The organism is Phormidesmis priestleyi ULC007, assembly GCF_003003695.1.
GTDB classification, from domain to species: domain Bacteria; phylum Cyanobacteriota; class Cyanobacteriia; order Leptolyngbyales; family Leptolyngbyaceae; genus Phormidesmis_A; species Phormidesmis_A priestleyi_A.
Genome location: NZ_PVWG01000062.1, coordinates 1 through 21,130 on the forward strand (window position 1 = coordinate 1; position 21,130 = coordinate 21,130).

Annotated in this window: 19 protein-coding genes; 7 read left to right on the top strand and 12 right to left on the bottom strand. The window is 49.2% G+C overall.

Annotated features, from left to right (window positions below; all coding sequences use genetic code 11):
* Positions 1-58: 58 nt before the first annotated feature.
* Positions 59-2,101, bottom strand: a complete 2,043-nt coding sequence (locus C7B65_RS24510) for a LamG domain-containing protein (protein ID WP_073075135.1) — start codon at positions 2,099-2,101, stop codon at positions 59-61.
* Positions 2,102-2,506: 405 nt separating this feature from the next.
* On the opposite strand from C7B65_RS24510, the gene C7B65_RS24515 reads away from it, so the two are divergent.
* Entirely contained in the window at positions 2,507-3,505 is a 999-nt protein-coding gene (locus C7B65_RS24515; protein ID WP_083583255.1) for a hypothetical protein, read from the top strand.
* Positions 3,506-3,545: 40 nt separating this feature from the next.
* On the opposite strand, the gene C7B65_RS24520 is transcribed toward C7B65_RS24515, so the two are convergent.
* Complete coding sequence (locus tag C7B65_RS24520) at positions 3,546-3,998, bottom strand: SRPBCC domain-containing protein (RefSeq protein ID WP_073075136.1); 453 nt, start codon at positions 3,996-3,998, stop codon at positions 3,546-3,548.
* Between the two features lie 14 nt (positions 3,999-4,012).
* The gene (locus tag C7B65_RS24525; RefSeq protein WP_073075149.1) at positions 4,013-4,756 is read right to left on the bottom strand and encodes a response regulator transcription factor; all 744 of its coding nucleotides are present in this window, start codon (positions 4,754-4,756) and stop codon (positions 4,013-4,015) included.
* A gap of 289 nt (positions 4,757-5,045) precedes the next feature.
* Between C7B65_RS24525 and C7B65_RS24530 the strand changes: the two genes are divergently transcribed.
* From C7B65_RS24530 to C7B65_RS24540, 3 genes are read left to right on the top strand one after another with little or no spacing between them, the layout of a single operon-like run.
* Positions 5,046-6,215: a glycosyltransferase family 2 protein gene (locus C7B65_RS24530; RefSeq protein ID WP_223257519.1), complete on the top strand. Its 1,170-nt coding sequence runs from the start codon at positions 5,046-5,048 to the stop codon at positions 6,213-6,215.
* A 21-nt stretch (positions 6,216-6,236) separates the two neighbouring features.
* Positions 6,237-8,420 (top strand): cation:proton antiporter, encoded by a 2,184-nt coding sequence (locus C7B65_RS24535; protein WP_073075138.1) that lies wholly within the window; start codon positions 6,237-6,239, stop codon positions 8,418-8,420.
* On the top strand, positions 8,417-8,920 hold the full coding sequence (locus C7B65_RS24540; protein ID WP_073075139.1) for a hypothetical protein: 504 nt from the start codon (positions 8,417-8,419) through the stop codon (positions 8,918-8,920). The genes C7B65_RS24535 and C7B65_RS24540 overlap by 4 nt, the downstream gene beginning before the upstream one ends.
* 15 nt (positions 8,921-8,935) lie before the next feature.
* Here C7B65_RS24540 and C7B65_RS24545 read toward each other — a convergent pair whose 3' ends face one another.
* The 7 genes from C7B65_RS24545 to C7B65_RS24575 all read right to left on the bottom strand — a co-directional run bounded on the left by C7B65_RS24545 (position 8,936) and on the right by C7B65_RS24575 (position 17,162).
* A complete protein-coding gene (locus tag C7B65_RS24545) occupies positions 8,936-9,388 on the bottom strand; it encodes a nitrate reductase associated protein (protein WP_073075140.1) in 453 nt (150 codons plus the stop codon).
* Positions 9,389-9,396: 8 nt separating this feature from the next.
* Entirely contained in the window at positions 9,397-9,879 is a 483-nt protein-coding gene (locus C7B65_RS24550) for a phosphate-starvation-inducible PsiE family protein (RefSeq protein ID WP_106254183.1), read from the bottom strand.
* Between the two features lie 141 nt (positions 9,880-10,020).
* A complete protein-coding gene (locus tag C7B65_RS24555) occupies positions 10,021-11,712 on the bottom strand; it encodes a GldG family protein (RefSeq protein ID WP_073075141.1) in 1,692 nt (563 codons plus the stop codon).
* 8 nt (positions 11,713-11,720) lie between these two features.
* Positions 11,721-12,521, bottom strand: coding sequence for an ABC transporter permease (locus C7B65_RS24560; protein ID WP_073075142.1), 801 nt, complete (start codon positions 12,519-12,521; stop codon positions 11,721-11,723).
* Positions 12,502-13,524, bottom strand: a complete 1,023-nt coding sequence (locus tag C7B65_RS24565) for an ABC transporter ATP-binding protein (protein WP_073075143.1) — start codon at positions 13,522-13,524, stop codon at positions 12,502-12,504. Before C7B65_RS24565 ends, C7B65_RS24560 begins: the two co-directional genes overlap by 20 nt.
* 84 nt (positions 13,525-13,608) lie before the next feature.
* The gene (locus C7B65_RS24570) at positions 13,609-14,751 is read right to left on the bottom strand and encodes a tRNA dihydrouridine synthase (RefSeq protein WP_223257520.1); all 1,143 of its coding nucleotides are present in this window, start codon (positions 14,749-14,751) and stop codon (positions 13,609-13,611) included.
* A 116-nt stretch (positions 14,752-14,867) separates the two neighbouring features.
* Complete coding sequence (locus C7B65_RS24575) at positions 14,868-17,162, bottom strand: ATP-dependent helicase (RefSeq protein ID WP_073075144.1); 2,295 nt, start codon at positions 17,160-17,162, stop codon at positions 14,868-14,870.
* Positions 17,163-17,255: 93 nt separating this feature from the next.
* On the opposite strand from C7B65_RS24575, the gene C7B65_RS24580 reads away from it, so the two are divergent.
* Positions 17,256-17,468 carry a ribonuclease toxin HepT-like protein gene (locus tag C7B65_RS24580; protein ID WP_073075145.1) on the top strand — a complete coding sequence of 71 codons (213 nt, stop codon included), beginning with the start codon at positions 17,256-17,258 and terminating at the stop codon, positions 17,466-17,468.
* A gap of 144 nt (positions 17,469-17,612) precedes the next feature.
* On the opposite strand, the gene C7B65_RS27515 is transcribed toward C7B65_RS24580, so the two are convergent.
* Together C7B65_RS27515 and C7B65_RS24585 are read right to left on the bottom strand one after the other, a co-directional pair.
* Positions 17,613-17,801: a hypothetical protein gene (locus C7B65_RS27515; RefSeq protein WP_143162121.1), complete on the bottom strand. Its 189-nt coding sequence runs from the start codon at positions 17,799-17,801 to the stop codon at positions 17,613-17,615.
* Positions 17,802-17,899: 98 nt separating this feature from the next.
* The gene (locus tag C7B65_RS24585) at positions 17,900-19,222 is read right to left on the bottom strand and encodes an NB-ARC domain-containing protein (protein WP_106254184.1); all 1,323 of its coding nucleotides are present in this window, start codon (positions 19,220-19,222) and stop codon (positions 17,900-17,902) included.
* Between the two features lie 126 nt (positions 19,223-19,348).
* Between C7B65_RS24585 and C7B65_RS24590 the strand changes: the two genes are divergently transcribed.
* Positions 19,349-20,635 (top strand): dicarboxylate/amino acid:cation symporter, encoded by a 1,287-nt coding sequence (locus C7B65_RS24590; protein ID WP_073075146.1) that lies wholly within the window; start codon positions 19,349-19,351, stop codon positions 20,633-20,635.
* A gap of 134 nt (positions 20,636-20,769) precedes the next feature.
* Positions 20,770-21,057 carry a hypothetical protein gene (locus tag C7B65_RS24595; protein WP_073075147.1) on the top strand — a complete coding sequence of 96 codons (288 nt, stop codon included), beginning with the start codon at positions 20,770-20,772 and terminating at the stop codon, positions 21,055-21,057.
* The last annotated feature ends 73 nt before the right edge of the window (positions 21,058-21,130 follow it).

Genomic DNA, 21,130 nt, shown 5'->3' on the forward strand with positions numbered 1-21,130 from the left:
GGGATCAATTCTGGAACAAGCTGAATCAATATGGCTTTTCCATTGCGCTCTAAGGGTATCAAATAAAGGTCGCACCCACAACAAGAGACTGGAACAGTGGATCTTCTGAATTTCCAGAAGGCAGTTTCCCGACACGCTCTTGCAGTGACCGAACTTGTTGCTGAAGTTGTGCAATCTGGGGTTCCAAAATTTGGATGCGACGACGGTCTTCGGCAACGGGGTCGATCGCGGGCAAGTCTAGAGCGTCGGGTGGTTGGGAGATGCGTCCGGTGCGCGCAACGCCGAAGTCAACGATCGCCGTTTCCTGACGATCGCTTCCCGTCGCTTTGGTGCCCACTGCCAGCATGACGCGGGCGCTCTTCTTGAGTGGTTTTTCAGCGTTGTCGTAGCCCACAGGTGCGGTTTCTTGTTGGAAGTAGAGCAGCGCTGACATTCCGGCGGTAATGGTGCGATCGCGCAACGCAAAACTCGATCGCAGCGTCTCGATCGGTTCCAGAATCCCTGCTACTAGTTGCACCCACTTGGTTGCGATCGTGTCGGTGCCATTCACCACTAATTTCGCGTGGTTGGCAAAAGACGTAGAGTCATGCAGAGTCTCTCCTTTCCCTTCATCGCAGCGCCAGTAGCCGACCAATCCCGGCTCATTTCCTCGCAGCGACAGGGGCATTTGTGCCTGAATGATTGGGCTAGTCAGGGCAACCTTCCAAAAGCGAATTTCATCCACCTGCCCTTTGAATGGCTGCAAGCTTTTTTCGGGTTGACCGAGTGCCGTAGTGTTGCGAATTTTGCCGAAGTAAGGGTTTTGCAGCGTCGGTCTACCCACTGCGATCCGCTCATCTTTGGCAACCAGTTTGCCGTTTAAGTAAAGCTGCGTGACGGGAACACTGCTCGTGTTGTTATAGTTCCACACGGCAGCGACATGATGCCACTGATTGAGGGCAACGCCTTGCAGACTCGCAACAGCCGCCTGAAAATCTGCATCCCTAGCATCTTCCAGCCAAAAGCGCAGCGCACCCTTTTTAATATCAATAAAGAAGTACTTGACCTCATCTAGCGGATTCGCTCCTGTGGTGGCAGTGGTGGTTGCATCTAGCAAAATTTGGTCGTCTAGCGAGGTTAACTTTAGCCGAAACTCGATCGTGCCTGTATCGCTGGTGATCAAGCTAGGAAATTCTAGATAATCGGTTTGCCCATTCAAGGCGATCGCCGATTCTGCCCCAACTTCACGGGTGATTACCCCTCCCTCTGCCAAAGCTTCCAGGTCGCGGGTGTTGAACAATCCATCTCCAGACTGCTCAATGTTATACGCATCCATTAAGGTCGTTTGACTGTTGTAGGCAAAAATCTGCCAGCGCTTTTGTTCTGGAATCTGCGTCGGCAACAACAGGACTGTAAAGCATCCCTCGCTGAGATGGCGAATGAAATCTAATTCTTGGGTCGGTTCATAGAAGGGCTTACCTTCCATGTCTTTCGCGCTGAGGCTATCTTTGCTGCTTTGAGGACGCGATTTGCTGCGGCTACGCTGATAGCGGACTTCTAGCTTGGGTTGCAGATCAGTTCCAGACAGGACAAAGCGATCGAGCAACAGGGTCGAATTGACCAAAGGCACCTTTTTCCCATTCGCATCGGTGGTTTCGGTGCCGTCTGCATTCTGCTTGAACACCATCTGCGGGTGATCAGCCGCGATCGCTTGCCGAAATACATAAAGATACTGATCGTCGGACATTACCTGAAACGGGGCGTTTGCCGTCAGTCGGGCAGTGGAAGACTGAAAACTGTTCAATTCCTGCGGCTGTACCCGCGTACCAGGGATCACAACGTCCCCATTCTTCTTCACCACTGGCAGTGTAGTTAGATCAAAGCCACCGTAGCCGACTTGCGTGATTTCATTAGCAAACAACAGTTCTTTTGGTTCTTTGAGCCAATTCTCAGCATCGATCGGTTTCGCATCAGGAGTATTGATGTCTAGGACGGTATAGTAAATTTTGCGTTGTTGATCCATTGCAAAGGCAATCACGGTGCCATTGTGACGCACAGTCACGGGATGCTGGTAAGTCTGATCTGCATAAATCGTTGAGAAGCTAGTCTGGACGGTAGTCATTAGAAAGCACCCCAAGATAGATTGTTGTACAGAGCTACAGTAAACTCTTGGTCATTTCCTGAAGCACAGTCATGACGTTCACGAATTATTTAGGATTGCGATGAGTGGCGATCGCCTGCATTAAGTAGAAAGTTGTGGGGTCTGAGTAGCAGTCGATGCTGTTAGCAAATGTACTACACGGACTGTTTGTTCGGGCTGAATTAAGCGATCGGCTGTGGACTGATGTAGGCTCAATGCTCTTGATTTAGACAGGACGTTTGACTTTCAATCTTTTCTTACAGCAGTTCTCGCTTGTGATCTTTGGATTGAGGAAGCTGTGAAGTCTCCGAGATATCACCGTTACAAAACTTTTTCTACACCTGTATTGTTTGTGTTGATACGTGTATTTTTATAACGCAAAAGCAAATGCAGCCAGAAATGATCGGAAGTGTGCTATCAGGAAATCGCGATCTATCCACACCAGCAAGCCAGAATTTTTCGGAGGCATGGGCTAAGAAATATCTGCAAAATCTAGCCAACCAGGACGATGTTGAATCCACAATTAGCCAGAGCGGAACGGCAGCAGCAACGGCAAATTCACTTAGGCAAGTCCTTCGCACAGCCAGCGCTCAAGCCTGGACACAAACCGAAGCGCTGCTCGCCCAAGAACTCATCCGACATCAAATTGATCATCAGCTAATTGACCCCTGGGCTGTGGCAAAAGATGCTCACGAGGTCTACGAAATTGCGCTCTCTGCTTATGCCCAACAATTAGAACCGTTCCGGCTCTCTAGGCTGATTGCGCCAAACCTCGGTGAAATCCGGCGGAAGCATACGGCGATCGACCCTAGAGTGATTGGGTTCATCAGTATGCAGTTTCACTACAGCGGACAGATATTGCTCAATCTGGCTCCGATCTCTGCTCGACCGCTGCTGAGTCAATATTTTAAGGTGATTGACGATCATCTATATATGCCGCTTCAGCGGGCCTATGATGCTGCTGCTCAACTGACTTACTCTGCCCCATCTCTGCAAACCGTACAGCGTCTTATTCCCCTTTGCACCACGATCTCTGAGCGAGTGGTCGATCGGGTTGCACAAATCAACCCCAATTACCAATCTCACTCAGGACGGTTGAGAGAGGTTAACGTTCGCGTTTCTAGCCTGCGCGACACCGAAATGTTTCAGGTGTATTTGTGGGTGTGCATCTTGGAAAACAGCGTTAGTGCTGTCCAGCAAGAGCTTTTTCCGCTGTGCGTTATGCTATACCCTCGTTTGAAAGTGCGGTGGGAAATCGTGCGGCAAATGCTTCACTTGCTTAACGGTGAAATGAGTACACATCTCAGCCCGGCTCAATCTGCCTATTTCAAACCTTATTACGAAGCACTTTGGGCGATGTTTTCGCCGCAGGTGTTTCCTGATTAATGAGATTTTGTTTTGTGCATATTCCTAATCAATCTCTTTTCTAATCGCGAAAACGCTGACTCGATCGCTCTGCATAGTGTTTTAACTCCCACGCCATGCGCTGGATGCCTTGCTGTTCGTCGCGACGAATAAAGGGCAAAAACATCTTGCTTAATGGACCTGAAAAGCGTTCTTGATGAATGTATTTGGTGCGATTTCTGCCAATGTCTTGCAGCTCAAAAACGTGTTCGTTGCGAAACCCTGGAATCGTTGAAACCCATTGAAGACAGCTATCTTGCTGAACGAGAGTGACGATCGGCTGAAATTCGATTGGTTCTTCACCTGACACGCGGCGTAGAGAAAGAATCGTCTCCTGACCTTGAGTGAAGGGACGATCGCAATCACAGTCATATAAAAACGTGTTCCAATACTTCCAGCGATCTTTTTGAAACAGAATCCGCCAGACCTGAGGTTTTGGCACATCAATCTCGATTTCGGTATAAAGACTTGGCATTCAACCCATCCTGCTTACCCTGCCACAGAAGACTCGACCCCTACTTCAACATCACCTGTGCTAGGCAACTCTAGACAATAGCCCGCTCCATAAACCGTTTTAATAAAGCGAGGATGACGCGGCTCTGGTTCTAATTTGGTTCTCAAATGCCGAACGTGGACTCGAATCGTTTCAATATCATCATCGGGATCGTAGCCCCACACCTCTTTGAGAATCTCGCTCGGAGAAACCGTCTGACCATGACGCTGAAGCAAGCAGTGCAAAAGCTCAAACTCTAAGTGAGTCAGTTTAACTGTTTTGCCAAACCAAATTGCTTCAAACCGCTCTGGCACGAGCACCAGCGGACCATAGCTAAGAATCTCGCTGTGCTTTGCCGCTTGAGGAATGCGATCGGTGCGACGCAGCAGTGCCCGAATTCGCGCCAGCAGTTCTTCAACTTCAAAGGGCTTGGTGAGATAGTCGTCTGCCCCTGCGTTAAAGCCTTCAACTTTGTTTTGCGTCTGCCCTAGTGCCGTCAACATTAACACCGGAATCTCTGAGGTGCGATCGTCGCGGCGAAGTCTTTGACAAACGGTAAAGCCATCCACCTGCGGCAGCATCAGGTCAAGCATGATCAGATCAGGCTGAATTTGCAGCGCTAGCGCCTGACCCCGAATGCCATCACCTGCTTGCGTGACATCATAGCCAGCCATTTCGAGGTTGACAGCCACTAGTTCTGAGATTGTGGGGTCATCGTCGATGACGAGTATCCGGGGCATCATTAAATCTTCTATTAAACTACTTGAGCGGCGCGATCGTCAGGAATCAGCCAAAGGTTTGTGAAGTTTCCTGTTCAGATTATACGCAATGATTAGAATTCCTCTCTCACACAAACTTTGATTTTGATCCTATAAGAAAGTTTTTGTCTTTAGAACGCTGCGATCGTCAGCGGGTTTGTCTGATAGTCGCTATACACAAAGGCTTAAAGCGAGGGTAGTAGATTCGCGCGCGAGCCGCTATACTTAAGCGCTTGACTAGGGCAACATCAAAGAAATTTTGGGGTCAGCCGTGTTTTTTTTACTACTTTTTGCACTCATCGGTTCGCTAATTGCCCTGCGGACTTTTATCGATCACCTGCATCGGCACTTGGCAGAAGCCGAGCAGATATCTCCAGTTTTATCCGATCAAGAGCGGCTAGATTTGCCATCGGTTGCGGTGGTGATCCCGGCTTATAACGAGGCTGAAAATATTCAAGATTGTGTGAACGCAGTTCTCAAAAGTTCTGACAGTGAACGGCTAGAGGTTTGGGTCGTCGATGATCAGTCGTCGGATGAGACACTGACGATCGTGCAAGCAATCCCAGATCCCCGACTGAAGGTGTTAGCCGGAAAGCCTCGCCCAGCAGGTGAAGGTTGGGTGGGCAAAAATTGGGCGTGTGCTCAAGTGACTCCGCTAGTCACTGGGGAGTTTTTGCTGTTTATTGATGCCGATGTGCAGATCAAACGCGGCGCGATCGAAACCGCCGTTGCCGTTGCCCAGAGAGAGCAAGCCGACCTGCTGACTTTTTGGATGACGATCGTCTGCGGCGGTTGGGGTGAATGGCTGGCTCAACCGATTATTGCGAGTTTGTTTGCGGCGGGCTATAGTTTTGCCGAGGTTTGTGACCCCAACAGTGAAGCGGCGTTTGCGGTGGGGCCGTTTATGCTGTTTCGCCGCAGCGCTTATGAGCAAATTGGTGGGCATCGATCGGTTGCCCGTGAAGTAGTCGAAGATGTGCAGTTAGGGCGACGCATTAAACAACACGGGCTGAAGCTGTGGTATGGGTTGGGGTCTGACATGGCAGACGTGAGAATGTATCGCTCGATCGGGGCGCTCTGGGAAGGCTGGACGAAAAACTGGTATATCGGCACTCATCGCAATCTGCGGCTGATCCTTTATATTGCCTTTGTGACCGTCTTAGTTTTTACCGTTCCCTGGCTCGGGTTGACGATCGCGCTGATTAACCTCTTTGGCTCTTTCAACGGATGGGATTCCAGCCTGATCATGCTTGCATTGATCGCGATCGTCCTGCAATATGATTTGCGTCGCCTCAACCAAAAATTTTCTAACATTCCGCCTCGCTATTGGTGGTTAAGCGGCATCGGTGGCGTATTGGTCAGTGCGATCGCGATCGCCTCAATCATTAAAACCGAAACAGGCTGGGGCTGGACGTGGCGAGGACGCAACTTATCAAGTTAAAGAAGTCTCAGGTCTATCATCATGCACTTCGATCCCGTGGTTCAGGTTCTCATTCAGGTTTTGATGATCATCGGTCTGTCTCGGCTGATGGGGTTGGCGTTTCGGCGCATCAAACAGCCCTTGGTGATTGGCGAAATCGTCGCGGGAATTATGCTGGGGCCTTCGTTTTTTGGGGCGATCGCACCCGATGCGGCGGCTGCCCTGTTTACGCCAGAAACCATTCCTTATCTGGGGGTGCTGTCGCAAATCGGACTGATTTTTTTCATGTTTCTGATTGGGTTAGAGCTAGACCCTAAATATCTCAAAAATGGGTTAGACACCGCAGTGCTGATCTCACACGTCAGCATTTTGGTGCCATTTTCGCTGGGGACGCTGCTGGCATTGCTGCTCTATCCGCAAGTGTCGAACGATAGCGTGGCATTTACGGCATTTGCGCTATTTTTGGGAGCGGCGATGTCGATTACGGCGTTCCCGGTGCTGGCACGAATTCTGACTGAAAACAATTTGCAAAATAGTCGCTTAGGGACGCTGGCGCTCACCTGTGCAGCCGTCGATGATGTAACAGCCTGGTGTTTGCTGGCGCTCGCGATCGCCGTCACCCGCACCAACTCTATGGCAGGCGCTCTGCCCACAATGATCCAGTCGGTGATCTACATCGGCTTGATGGCAACTTTGGGACGCAAACTGCTGGGATATTTAACGTCCTATTACGATCGTACTCAAAAACTCAATCAAACCGTCGTCGCGCTGATTTATATGGGAGTCGTGATCTCAGCGCTGATTACCGAATTGATTGGCATTCACTTGATTTTTGGAGCCTTTTTGTTTGGCGCAGTCATGCCCAAACACCAAGGACTGACGCGGGAGCTGGCAGAAAAAACAGAAGATTTTGTACTGACGTTCCTGCTGCCGATTTTCTTTGCCTACAGTGGGCTGCAAACTCAGATCGGCTTGCTCAACAGTCCGATTTTGTGGGCGCTGTGTTTGCTGGTGGTTGCGGTGGCGATCGTGGGCAAATATGCAGGCACTTACGTCGCGGCGAGAGTTTCTGGAATTGACAAACGAGAATCGTCAGCGTTGGCTTGGTTAATGAACACTCGCGGACTGACAGAACTGATCGTCCTCAATATTGGATTGAGTTTGGGAGTGATTTCGCCATTGCTATTTACAATGCTGGTGATTATGGCGCTAGTCACTACATTTATGACCTCACCATTGCTGGAGTTAACCTATCCTAAACATCAAATTCGTAAAAATATTGCCGAACCTGCTGTAGACGATCGCCAGCCAGCCTATCAAATTTTAGTGCCGATCGCGAATCCGAGTAGTCAGAGAGGATTAATTCAGCTAGCAATGGCGATCGCGGTGGGCAATGTGCCGCTGCAACCTGATCATCGGCCCGCAATTGTGTCTCCGCTCAGCCTGATTCAGCTAGACGAAGATTATGTCTATGAAAGTACGCCTGCGGAAGCCGATCGATTAATTGCCCAGCGACAAGCGCAGCTTGATGAGCTAGTGAAAAGCATTGAGCCGCCCGAATATCGAAGTTTAGTGCGTCCGATTATTCAAGTTTCTAATGATGTGGCGCGAGCAACCGCGAATATTGCCAGCCGCGATCGGGTTGATTTAGTAGTGGTAGGCTGGCACCGTCCGGCATTTAGCACCAATCGTTTGGGCGGGCGCGTGGGACAGATTCTCAGCACGGCTCCGGTAGATGTGGCGGTGTATGTCGATCGCCAAACAACTAAGCTCGAACGGCTTTTACTCCCTTACGTTTCAAACGTTCACACCGATTTGGGGTTAGAACTGGCGCTGAGATTGCTGATTAACTGCGAAAATAGTCACTTAACTATTTTGCGGCTGGCATCGGGCGATCAGCCGCATAGCGAGTTGAGCTATGAGTTTTATAATTTGATCGAACGGCTGCCGCAGCAAGTGGTCGAGCGGATCTCGATGCCGATCATTGAGGCAGCCAGCCCAATTTTGGCGGTGGTCGATGCTTCTAGAATGGCAGACTTAACGATCGCAGGAGCCAGCCGAGAATGGGGACTCGATCGCCAAACTTTGGGGCGATATGCTGATGAGTTAGCCGTGCGGTGCCGTTCTTCGCTGCTGATCACGCGCCGATATAACGAGGTTGCCTCCCATTTAACCTCGGTGTTAGAAAGCCCTGGAATCGAGTCAGTGAGAGGACACGAACTATGAAATTCAATGCCAAATCTCTAGCGTTTTATGCAGGCTCGATCGGGTTTGTAGTCGCTCTATTTAGCTTCGCCACTGCCTACGGTGAGGCAAATCTCAAAGCACCGACCAAAATAGAGGGTCGCTACCGGATTGAGGCTCAAACCCTGCCCGGATGTCTCAAGGCAGATGCCCTAGCTCTCACGATTCAGCAATCGGGAATTTATCTCAGTGGCTCGTTGTTGAATGCAGACGAAACTGGCAAAACGCTGACCGCTTCTAAGAAAAGACCGTCGCTCACGGGAATGCTCGACTCGCATCAGGAAGCGCTAGATCGCCAACCCCTCACGTTATCGGGCGTTCCTTCTCATTTGGATGCGTGTCAAAAAAACGCTCAAGGTCGTGAGGTGACAATTCGGGGCAGTGTGACAGAAGAAACAATCAGAGGCAACATTCGCTTAGAATCTGCACCGGGGGTAAACTTTGTCGGCAAGCGAGAAGCCCCGCCATCGGAGGTTCGCTAGAGATACTTTGAGGTTTTAAACCAACTGAAATTCCTTTAAAGCGGGTAAAAAATTGTGGTTTTCATGTCCAGAACGACTCAGTTTGATTAGGGCAAATCGTCGCAGTGGGGTCAGCCCCGACCACTGCGCGGGTGAAAGAACCACACCTACGGCTTGTGATTTCTCTTGCACACTTTCAGGAATGGTCGTGACATTCTCCCAGTCGGGGTGAGGGTCGATCGCTAAATCGGTCGCCGTGTTGCCCGTGCGTTGCAAAACCATTTGATGCAGAAGATCTCGATAATCAGCAATTTCGGGTTCTGTAGTGCAAGGCGTGTCTACTAAAATTTGGCGATCGTCCTGATTAAATTTATTCCATTGCGGAAGCTTTAATTTAACCCCGCAGGTGTCTAGCTTGAGCCGTACTTGCATTGGCACACAGCGCAAAGATTCAACAAAATCCGCTTCAAATTGAAAAAATTCTTCCATGATGAACTCTATGAGTGATCCTGTTTTAGGTTAACGCGACGAATAATCCAATAGCCCACCGACAGCGAGAGAATCGCGACCCCTAACCCAATAATTTCGATTCCAGAGGTTTTGCTTAAATCTAAGATAATAATTTTTCGCGCCACTGCAATTAATGATGTGACGATCACCAGCTCAACTTGAATGACATGCTTTTTAAGATAGGCTGTGATGTTTTCTAAAATCTCTAGCGCAATCAGAATATTGAGAAACAGCCCAAATATCTTAAACAGGACTTCACTAAATCGTGTGTGATTGGGCGAAGATAATTCATTCCATAACTCTTGCGCCAAAAAAACGCCGAGATCAAAGACGGCCGCGATCGTCACCAACACCATCATGACCGAAAGCACTTTTGAAACTACACCCTCAATGTTTTCTAATCCATGCAGAAAATTTTGATCTTTGGTGCAGGCGATCGTGCGCCCAACCAGTTGTTTCAGTCGCCTCATAAAATCTATTCGAGATGAATTAATGCTGTGAGGATACTGGTTAGAGGGGACAGCTATCAACCGATCGGCAAGATTTGTGACATCTCAGTCTTACAAACTCGCGATCGACAAAACGCCTTTCACCAAACAACTCGATAGAGTCTATCGCCGTCGCCACCAAACCACGCCTGCACTGGTCAACCCCAATAGCGGAACTGCCACGAGCGCAATAAATCCAAGAACGCTTGCTTGCTCGTTTGTGAGAGCGATGCGCCGATTCTTTAAATCTTTAGGGCGAATCGATAGCGGCTGTTGTTCTTGCTGACTCAGCCAGCTCACCGAGTTGACAAAGACATCTCCATTCAAATATTGACCGAAGAGTCCGTCGGTGGCGAAGCTAGAGTTGCCGAAGACGATGAGACGAGATTCTCTAGCGCCTTGGACAAAAGGGGCAGCCGATGGAGTCGGGGACGGACTCGGAGATACCGCGATCGAAGGACTGGGAGAAGGACTACCCGACGCTTGAGGAGATGGGCTAACCGATGGACTCGGTTGAGCGGAGGGCGTGACTTGACGACTGAACGCTGCGCCTAGCGCGATCGGGCCGGGGCGATCGCCGCCATCTAATTTAAGCGGCTGCTCTTTGAGGTTGCTTTCTGCCCAACTGTTGGGATCAGTCAATAACAGAGGCGTTGATTGCACTCCCGGAACCGGAGTGATTTCTAAAGGACGCGCTAGTGGGTAAATTGAGTTGCTGTTGCGAAAGTCTCTGGTAATGGGGTGTTCGCCATATTGCGCGATCACAACCGCCGTTGGGCCCTTGCCGCGAACCTGACGATCGGAGGCGTTAATCACGACGCGATCGTCTAATTTAACGCCCCACAAATTGAGCAGATTATCCAATCCCGATTTAATGGTGGGGTCAACGGCGACGAGCAGATTTCCGCCTTGATTGAGATAGTCTTGCAGTGCTTTTGTTTCTGCCTCTAACAGGGGGCGAACTGGGCCTACCACCATCACCGCCACCGCATCCGCCGGGACTTTTTCCGTGAGTCCTAAATTGAGCGGTTCACCGACAAAATTCTTATCTTTGAGCGCTTGCGCCGCTTGTGAAATGGCACCTTGTCCCGCATCGAGCGATCGTTCTCCATGCCCTTGCAGAAAATAAACCTTTGAACGACGATCGCTCGTAAGCTGCAAAATTCCACTTGTGATCCGATTCTCAGACAAGCGGGTTTGAGGACTAATGCTCTGCACAAACTGTCTACGCTTGCTGGATTGCAATTCTAAATAGACATCCCGATTTTCGCCGCTATTTTTAATGCCAAATGAGTTGGCTAACCCTGGGTTGGCTTCAGGATCGACAAACTCAAACGAAAACTTGGGATTTTGTCGCTGATAGTTTTCTAACAAATCGCGATCTTGAGAATTTTGTTGACTGTCAAAAATCCACACTTTCACCGCTGGGGAAGATTGCACCACTTGCTGAGACTCAGGCGAGAGGGTGAATAGTTGCCCTTCGGTTAAATCGATTCTCGTTGGGTGACGGCTGACCATAAAGTTGATCAGTCCCAAAATCACGAAAACCGCGATCGTGCTGACTAGAACATTCGTGCTGACTTGGGTCGATCGACGGTTCCAAAACTGGGGTTGTTGTGAGTTGCCTCCGCGTCCTAAAAACACCACCCAAAGCCCTATAATCACAATGCCGCTAATGATCAGCCCCAACGGAATTGAAGTCCAGCCACCTGAAACCATCCCGGCTGAGATGCCCATAACCGTCAGAATGGGGCCTGACCAAAACAGGTATCTCCAGTATTTAAGGAGTATGGAACGAGGCTGCAAGGTCTTCATAAAAATCACTAAGAACGTTGGAATCGCAATGCGTCGATCGATTGGGCAGTGAGAAAGATTCCTAGAAAAATATAGCTGGCAAATAACACTAAACTACTCGTATCAACCACGCCTTGAACTAAGTTAGTGTAATGCTTCAGCAACGATAAATTAAATAGCGCGTCACCCACGACACCCCCAAAGTTCTTGGCTAATTCACTAACAATCCACAAACACAGGACTAACGCGAATGTGAGAATCGCTGCCAAAATTGTGCTGTCAGTTAAAGAAGAGACAAACATTCCGAGTGAGAGTACTGAGGCAGCCAGTAAAATTAATCCTAGATGACCTAGAAGAATTACACTCAGTTGAACGGGAGGATTTACACCGTTGAGCGCGATCGCTTCATACAACAGCAACGGCAACGACATCGTGATAAAGAAGGTTAATACACCTAATAACTTTCCGATCGCGACTGCCCAATTAGTGATCGGAGACGTTGCCAATAATTCTAAAGTGCCACGTTTGCGTTCGTCGGCGTAAAGCCCCATTGACAAAATTGGCAACACAAACAGTGACAGCGAACCCATCACACCTAAATAAGTGCGAAGCAACTCGTAAGGGACATCGATCGGAGGAATCGGAACCCCCGATTGCGCCTGAAGATCGACATAGTTTCCTTGATCAATCACGCCATCAAAAGCGGCTTTGAATAAAATGCCAGCCAAGATCCAGTAGATGGTCGCGATCGCATACGCCAACGGGGAAGCAAAATAGCTTTGCAACTCTCGCCGATAAATGGCTAGAAAGTTATAGGTCAGCATTTTCATTTGGGGTGCCTCCTTCGATCGCTGCATCAGACGGTTCAACCTCATCTACATTCTCAACAGGCGTTTCTTCGGTCGTAAGCTGCAAAAACACGGTTTCTAAACTTGCCTGCACTCGCCGCATCTCATAGAGCTTTAAGTGATGACTGACTAAAGCGGTTGCAAGTTCTGAGCCTAGCTCAGTCTCAGACTCAGAAACGACTTTGATTTTGAGGCGATTTTGAGGCAGTAAATCGGTGAGCATTGGCTCGATCGTTTTCACGCCCGACACGGCTTGCAAACACTGCTGGATAGCGGCAAACTCTCCCTCGACTTCTAGCTCATAGCCCGAACTGCCCATCAACTGAGTCATCAAACTTTCGGGCGTGTTGGTTGCCACCACCTGACCGTGATTAATAATCGCAACGCGGCTACAGGTCATGCTGACTTCGGGCAAAATGTGCGTCGAGAGAATCACGGTGTGATCACCCGCCAGATTTTTGATTAAATTTCGCACCTCAATGATTTGTCGCGGATCAAGTCCGACGGTTGGTTCATCTAAGATAATGACTGGGGGATCGTGGACGATCGCTTGAGCAATGCCAACTCGTTGCCGAAACCCTTTTGACAGTTTGCGAATAATCGTTTTGCGTTTTTCGAGCAGATTGCAGCGCGTTAAAGCTGACTGAATTCGCTGCGGACGATCTCCCGCATTGACTCCTTTAATCTGAGCTACAAAGTTGAGATATCCCTCAACCGTCATATCCGGGTAGAGCGGCGGCGATTCGGGCAAATAGCCAATGCGCTGCCGCACCGCCATCGAGTCTTCATGCACCTCAAATCCGGCGACTTTTGCTGTCCCACTTGTAGCAGGTAGATAACCCGACAAAATTCGCATCGTCGTCGTTTTTCCGGCTCCGTTGGGCCCTAAAAAGCCAAGAATTTCACCTGGCTCAACCGAAAACGTCACATCTGCGATCGCCGAGGTGGAGCCATAAAGCTTGCTGAGATGTTCGACTTCGATCATAAGGGTGCGCCTGTGGGATATTGCCCTTGCAGTCTGGCAGAATAGCAGACTTTAGCGGCTATTGGACAAAAAGTTAGCGTCAGGTTAATTGACGATCGCTTCACGGGCAGTTTCGCAATTAGGACGCGCCACCAAGCCGGGATAAGGCTCTAAGGCAAACGCTTGGTTTGGGTCGCTTAGTAAGTGGCGATCGCAGACCTCAAAGAGTTCCGTTTCAGTTCGGGCAAGCCGCATCTCGTGCTGAAAAGCGCCTGCGGCATCTACACCTTGAGCGATGTAGTTAAGATACATTTTCAGATAGCTAACCCGCGCCCGCTCTGGGATCGGCTGCGTGGTTGTTGTTTGACGCAATCGCTCAATGTAGTCACGAACTTCAACCAATGTGACGATCGAAACAGGCTGACCGCTCAGAGTTTGGCGAATTTGCTTAAAAATCCAGGGATTGCGGATCGCCGCACGACCAACCATCACACCTGCGGCTCCCGTTTTGGATAGAACGGTGGCTGCTGCATTGGCAGAGGTGACGTTGCCATTGGCTAAAACTGGGCAATTTACCCGCTGCACAGCGTGGGCAATCAGATCGTAATGCACAGCGCTGTGATACTTCTCTTTAACGGTGCGACCATGCAAGCTCAATAAATCGATGTTGTATCGGTTGATCAGGTCAAGAATGCGATCGAAGTTAGCGGTATCGTCAAAGCCAACGCGCATTTTAACGGTCAACCGTCCATCCACTGCGTCTCGCAACTCGCCCAAAATTCGGCTCACCTTTTCAGGGTCGCGCAACAACCCACCGCCCACATTTTTACGATAAATTCTGGGGGCGGGGCATCCCATATTCAGATCGATGCCCGCGATCGGATAATGGCTTAACGATTGGGCAATGCGAACTAGGTCGGGAATGCTCTCGCCAATCAGTTGAGCAAAAATGGGACGATCGGTGGAGTTTTCGGTAATCGATCGCAGAGTTTTTTTGTCTAACCCTGAATTAGTGTAGACACGAAAATATTCAGTAAAGAAATAATCAGGACTGCCATAGCGATCGATCACACTCATGAAGAACAGATCGGTCACATCTTGCATAGGGGCAAGGGCTGTCAAGGCAAGTCCCGTTTGTAGAGGCGGCGGTAAGCGATTCTCCTGCGGAGAAATTTTGCGATCGGAATGTACCATTAAGCGCACGTCAGTTTGTTGAAGTGCCCAGAGATTAAACTGAATTCTGTTCACTAGATGTTCCAGTTAGATCCTATCAGAGATCTATTCGCTACAGGGGTTCTCTTTGTTCAACGATATTCTGACGATCGTGCTCTGCTAACAGAGTCCCCTTAGTTAAATTCCTCCCGCTAGAATTCAACATCATCATCTATCACGGAGCCAGGAAATTGGGCTTTGAGGGCGGGAATCAGAGGGCATGGCTTACGATCGTCCAAGTTCTCCGATTTGTTCCAGCTAAAAGGCGCTCGTTTTGCCGCCGACATCCACAGCAGCCGTTTGGCGCGCGTCATTGCCACATAGAGCAAGCGAAATTCTTCGGCGGTTTTGAGATATTCGGCTCGTTTCCAGGCAGTCTCGATATCGGGAATTAAGTTTTCATGCACGATCGCTCGAATCTGAGCACGGGCAACTTCTGACAACGTGAAATCGCCTAAAAACTTCGCTTGCGGCGGCACATAGAGACTTCCAGGAATCATGTTTTCGTGCAAAAAGGGAATGAAAACTGTGTCCCAGTCCAATCCTTTGGCTTTGTGCATTGTGATCACAGTGAGTTGACTAGGACGGGTGTAGCGATCGTCATCTTCTGCTTCAACGGGTTCAAATTTTTCTGAATTGACGATCTCACTCAATGTCTCTAGCATTGCTCCTAGCGAGTTCTCTGTTGTTTGCTGCATGATTCGCTCTGACAGTTTGTTTGCGGTTGCAAGTTCTGTTTGGTCGTAATTCAATGTGTATGCGAGAAACGAAATTAGCTGATAGAGCGGCAGTTCTAATCGGGCGCGGAGTAGACTGACGCAGTAGTGACTGGCTTCGCGAACTTGTGGCGATTGAGGCGGATCAAGCGGTGCTGGATATAAAAACTGTTCGGGAAAGGTAACAAGGGCGTTGAGGTCTTGGGTAGGAATTAATCGTCGTCCGACTAACACTAAAAGAGCGGCTTTGAGATGGTCGGGAGAATGAGGGCGATCGAGGAACTGCAACAGTGACAAAATCTCGGCGGGAATGTGAGATTGACGATCGCGCTGTCCGACTTCAAACACGTTGAGATCTTCGCCGTGCCAGCGTTTTAATTCTCGTGTCACAAAACGTCCTTGCTCATTGGTGCGAACTAAAACTGCTGCCTGAGCATTGGAATCTTCAGTAAACAATGTGAGCGATCGCTGTCCAATTAATTCAACAGTTTTATAAACATCTTCTGGCGTATAGATTTCTAGACCCAACCCGATCGGCAGGGGGTTTGCATCCGTTTGAGGATCATCGAATGCGACGGGATGAATGGCTTGAGAACGAAACGGCGTAGCAGATTCAGTTAATGCTTCATCGGTTGAAACTTTGCTGTAGTGACGATTAACCCAGGTCAACACAAAGTTGGCTGCGTCAATAATCACGGGACTGCTGCGCCCGGCTTGATTCATTTCTGCGAGTCGATCGTCGTCGCTACATTGTTGGCAAAATTGACGGAAGAATACCGGATCGGCAGGGGTAAACGTCGAGTTAATGGCTTGATTAGGATCGCCGACCCGAACCAGATTTTGATGATTTTCAGCGTGATTGGGATCGGTTGCCAACAGTTCTAATAACTGGGTTTGCAACGGGCTAGAATCTTGAGCTTCGTCTTCAAACACAGCAAAAACTTGCGTTTGCCAACGCGATCGCACACTCGGATTTTCTAACACCCGCAAGGCTCCTAAAACCATCTCGTCATAATCGATCGAGTTCCTCGATTTTAGCTGTAGCTGATATTGTTCATAGAGTCCGGCGGCGATCGTCAAGATCGAGCCGTCTGCCACTTGATAACTCTGATCCCGCAAATCTTGCGGCATTAACCCCGAACTTTTGGCTTCTCGAATCACTGTATCCGCCAAAGCAGGTAAGACTTCGGTTCGCAAAACGGCTTGACGACGCAATCGCTCGGTTTCTTCACCGTCAAACTGTCGCCCTTCTAACAACTGCTGATAGAGCGACGGATTTAACCCAATCCATTGTTCAACACTGTTGCGGATTAGGCGATGACTCTGATTGGGCGTGATTAGCACACTATCAGGATTTAGCCCTGAAAGCTCTGGGTAGCTGCGCGCGATCGACCATGCCAACCCGTGCAGCGTATGCACGACAAAACCCCCTTGAGGCAACATCAGGGTCTTCAAATAATCGCGAATCTTTGATTTAATATTCGCGGCTGCCGATCGGGTAAAGGTGACGACAACTAACTGACGCTTGGTGTGGAGTTGATGACGTGCGATCGCCAAGGCTGCCGCGACTGCCATGCCTGTCGATTTTCCGGCTCCGGGCACGGCTGAGACGGCTAATCGTCCGCCTTGCCAGTCGGCGATTTCTTGCTGTCCGGGGCGCAAGCCATCACGCAGGATTTTAAGCAGTGGCTCTCGTGAGGTGAGGTTTGAGGGCGATCGGTCAACCAGCATAATCAAAAGTCGCAAAGTAAGTCTAATAACATTTTGACAGCAATTTGATTGACGCGACAGATCCGCATGAAGGCGTAGGGACATGGCACTGCCGTGTCCTCCCGCGATCTCGTTGCCAAGCAGGTCGATCGATCGCCTCCAACAGACGCGAACTTGCATCGAGAGTTGCTGGATCAGATGAGTCTCAAGATTGCAAAAACTCGCCCTGCGGTGATTCGAGCAGAGACGCTAGAGCAACTCAATGATTATCGTGGGTTTCGCCATGGGGTCATGCACCGCTATAGCACTGGTGGAGTTGCTGCCTGAATGCCATAACAGCTTGGAAGATGTGCAGGCGTTCTATCAGTTTTTGTTGCAATTAGAAGAGTCGATTTGAGAACACCTCGCTTTCTCAAGCCGAGAGGAAGAAAGACTTTTTGGATTGCCCGTTTTTGACTTGGATAAGATTTCCTAAAACGGCGGTGGATGTTCTTGCAGGTCAAAGAGAACGCGGCGCAAGTTGACCAACCTAGGACGATTGAGTTGCAGCTTTACGATCGTGGCACGACTCACAGGTGTTATCCCAATCATTAAACTGCAATCTTCATTCCAGACAAAGTGAGCAAACCATCGTTGTTTTCGGCATTTCCAATGGGTCATTTTCAGGAACTCCTCTATCCTAAATTTTCTCTATCACAATGAATTAGCCCTACTCTCCTTGGGGTGAGGGCTAATCCGGGTTTATTTAATCCGCGTTCCTAAGCGAGAAACAGTTTAGTGACAAAGCGCATCACCATTGGCTGAAGCGTAAACAAAATCTTGCCATTTTCTGAGCTTTTTTCGAGCAGCGATCGCCGATCGAGCGACGATAATCCGCCAACAAATTCTGAATAAGAAGCTTGGGCAGACATCCGCGATCGCAGCGCTTCACGAGTCATCGGGTTGCGATCACGCGCCAGACAGCAGAGCAGTTGTTGTTCGAGCGATGACAGCGATCGCACCCGTTCTGTCAGCACATGATTCACTTGATCGATGCCCAACATCGTGTTGGCTTTCAAGGCTTCGCTGACTTTGCCATCAAAAAGTTCTTGAATCAAGGTTGCTACGACGTTTAACGCAAGCGGATTGCCGCGATAAATCTGAATCAGTTGATGCCAGTGTTGAGGTTCTAAAACTAGCCCTTTGGCTTGCAAAATTTCAGTGGCGGCGGTGCCCAATCCTGCCAATTTGTGCGATTTTGCCAGTGGGGTGCAATCTTCTAGCAGCGTCACTTCTTCGGGGTTTTCTCGACTGGTCAGCAGCAAGCAACTTTGATGACGATCGCTGCCGATGCGCCGCAGCAATTCGCCATAGCCTTCATAACCGGGTTTGCATTGTCCGGCACGATCGCCGCCTAAAATATTTTCCCAACCGTCCAAAATCAGCAAGATTCGGCGCTGACGAAGTTGTTGAATTAGCGTTGAAAGCAATGCTTCGATCGTCGTTGAGATTGAGACGTGAGTTAAGCAAGTGATTAAATTAGTCAACAGATCCGATAACGCTGGAGTAGATCGCAGCGATCGCCAAATCACCCCTTCAAACTGAGGTTGATTATGTTCGGTTAGCTTGACTGCTAGAGCCGTTTTGCCAATGCCTCCCATGCCGAGTAGAGCAACTAGCCGACAGCGATCGACCACCAGTAATTGAGTCAGCGTGTCAAACACTTCTGAGCGATCGTAGAACACAGAGATATCGGGTGCATCGCCCCAATCTAAAAGCACAGAAGTCTTTTGTTGAGAAGGGTTAATTGCACGAGGTTCTGGTTTAGCGGAACGATCGATGACTTCTTCCCAATTCAGATTTAACACTTGACAAAATGCCTTGAACGCTACCGTTTCAATGCTTTTGCCTGACAAAAATCGTTTCCAGGTGCCTTCAGAAACCCCATCGGCAACCTGCTCTAAATCACTCCACGCGATCGTCGGCTCAACAATCTGACTCGCTTCTATCAGCCAGCGAGGATCATCGATCGTCCAGCCCTGCTCGTTTCGCACCTGCTTGATTTTGGCAAGTCCCTGATTAGAAGCTTTTAGCGTTGCCACAAATGCTGATTAACTTTAAGTTTGTCAAGATCAATTTTAGAGCAGTTCTGCGGCGATCGCTCAGTGATCTAGCATCACCGATGAGCAATGTGGGACAGTGTGGCTAACGTCATAGCGAGTAAGGGCATGAAGCACATTTCTTTAAAGGCGATTCCTCTCTATTTGCAGATCGCGATCGCGATCTTTTTGGCGATCGCGGTTGGGCTACTCGCAGGGGCAGGGAACCCCAACCCTGATTGGGTTGCTTTGATTAACAATCTGGTGATTCCCTGCAATTTGGTACTAAAAGCATTACGGACGTTGGCGACCCCGTTGATTTTGCTCGCCGTCTTGCACGCCTTTCTAACAGCAACGATTCCCGAACGATCGGGGCGACGATTATTTAGGCTGTTGTTGACCAATACGATCGCGGCAATCACGATCGGGCTATTGGTAGCCAATGTCTTCAAACCCGGTCGATGGTGGGGCGTTGCGGCTCCAGTGGAGGGCACCTCTGGCAAAAGCTTTGACCCTTGGGGATTGCTTCAAGATATGGTGCCACCGTCAATCATCCAGCCATTAGTTGATAACAATGTGATTCAACTCATTGTTGTCGCGTTAGCCTTTGGTGTTGTTTTACGATCGCTCAAAGCTCAACAGATTGAGCAAGGAAAGCAGGATTATCGCGCGATCGAACAAGTTATCACCATTTTGTTTGAGGCAGTGGTGCAGATATTACAGTTTGTCATCGCCTTTGTGCCACTAGCCGTTTTTGGAATCGTTTCAAAAACGATCGCTTTACAAGGATTTGAACCATTTAAGTCATTAGGAGCCTTTGTAGTCGCAGTATTGCTGGCTCTATTCCTACAGTCAATCTTTTATGTGACACGAGTTCGATTGGGATCTTGGGTTAGCCCAAAACGATTTTTGAAAGGTGGCAGTGATGCCCTACTGACTGCTTTCTCAACGGCATCATCCACCATAGCGATGCCTGTCACGTTTAGAGTTTTAATAGAAAAGATAGGAGTGCGAGAATCTTCAGCATCGTTAGGCGCATTAGTTGGCAGCAATTTCAACAATGACGGCACAGCATTATATGAAGCGATGTCTGCGCTGTTTGTCGCTCAACTTTTAGGACTTGATTTAAGTTTACCCCAGCAATTCGTCGTCGTGTTAACTGCCATTTTTGCCTCAGTCGGTGCCGCAGGCATTCCAGAAGCAGGCTTGGTAACGATGACGCTCGTATTCACCGCAGTGGGATTACCCACTCAATATATTGCGCTGCTAGTGACGGTAGACTGGTTTCTCGATCGCTGCCGAACTGCTATCAACGTCATGGGAGACATGACTGTCAGTTGCTTACTAGACGGAAAACAACGCCAGTCAGAACCCGCCAAGAGTGCCGACTGGACTCAGTTACCTGACACGGTTTAGTAGGGCAAGTTAAACCAATTTCAACAACAATTGCGACCGATCGGTAGTAGGGGCACGACATACCCCTACCGTGCCCTGATGCAAATTTATAAACGTCACAAATCAAATCGGTATTAAATCTCGGCGATCGCACCATGAACATCCGCCATCCATTCTCAAAGTTTCGTCCTCAAACCTACTGGCTTCTAGCTGGGACTCTTCTCGGCTATCTCTGCTTTGTGATCGCGTTAGGCATTCATTGGCTCGTGCTAAGTGTAGGTGGCGCGATCGCACTCAGCATGATCAGCGTTTGGTTTTGGTGTTTGCAAAAAACATCCGCACAATCGTCAGAAAATTTGCTTGACCGAGCTACCTTTTTGATGCAATTAGCGACGCTCGATCGTCAAGTCAACACCGCTCTAGACACTTGGAAAAAAGCCTAAGTAGGAGGGTGAAGTTAAATATAAGATAGGAAGACCCTCTAATTAACCCCTCCTTATGCCTGCTCCCCTCCGG

What these genes read in the sequence shown, in the direction of transcription:
- C7B65_RS24520 (WP_073075136.1), bottom strand. Translation starts at nt 3,998, where the DNA reads ATGCCAAGTCTTTATACCGAAATCGAGATTGATGTGCCAAAACCTCAG.
- C7B65_RS24545 (WP_073075140.1), bottom strand. Translation starts at nt 9,388, where the DNA reads ATGGAAGAATTTTTTCAATTTGAAGCGGATTTTGTTGAATCTTTGCGC.
- C7B65_RS24560 (WP_073075142.1), bottom strand. Translation starts at nt 12,521, where the DNA reads ATGAAAATGCTGACCTATAACTTTCTAGCCATTTATCGGCGAGAGTTG.
- C7B65_RS24575 (WP_073075144.1), bottom strand. Translation starts at nt 17,162, where the DNA reads ATGCTGGTTGACCGATCGCCCTCAAACCTCACCTCACGAGAGCCACTG.
- C7B65_RS24535 (WP_073075138.1), top strand. Translation starts at nt 6,237, where the DNA reads ATGCACTTCGATCCCGTGGTTCAGGTTCTCATTCAGGTTTTGATGATC.
- C7B65_RS24510 (WP_073075135.1), bottom strand. Translation starts at nt 2,101, where the DNA reads ATGACTACCGTCCAGACTAGCTTCTCAACGATTTATGCAGATCAGACT.
- C7B65_RS24550 (WP_106254183.1), bottom strand. Translation starts at nt 9,879, where the DNA reads ATGAGGCGACTGAAACAACTGGTTGGGCGCACGATCGCCTGCACCAAA.
- C7B65_RS24555 (WP_073075141.1), bottom strand. Translation starts at nt 11,712, where the DNA reads ATGAAGACCTTGCAGCCTCGTTCCATACTCCTTAAATACTGGAGATAC.
- C7B65_RS24590 (WP_073075146.1), top strand. Translation starts at nt 19,349, where the DNA reads ATGAAGCACATTTCTTTAAAGGCGATTCCTCTCTATTTGCAGATCGCG.
- C7B65_RS24515 (WP_083583255.1), top strand. Translation starts at nt 2,507, where the DNA reads ATGCAGCCAGAAATGATCGGAAGTGTGCTATCAGGAAATCGCGATCTA.
- C7B65_RS27515 (WP_143162121.1), bottom strand. Translation starts at nt 17,801, where the DNA reads ATGACCCATTGGAAATGCCGAAAACAACGATGGTTTGCTCACTTTGTC.
- C7B65_RS24525 (WP_073075149.1), bottom strand. Translation starts at nt 4,756, where the DNA reads ATGCCCCGGATACTCGTCATCGACGATGACCCCACAATCTCAGAACTA.
- C7B65_RS24595 (WP_073075147.1), top strand. Translation starts at nt 20,770, where the DNA reads ATGAACATCCGCCATCCATTCTCAAAGTTTCGTCCTCAAACCTACTGG.
- C7B65_RS24565 (WP_073075143.1), bottom strand. Translation starts at nt 13,524, where the DNA reads ATGATCGAAGTCGAACATCTCAGCAAGCTTTATGGCTCCACCTCGGCG.
- C7B65_RS24540 (WP_073075139.1), top strand. Translation starts at nt 8,417, where the DNA reads ATGAAATTCAATGCCAAATCTCTAGCGTTTTATGCAGGCTCGATCGGG.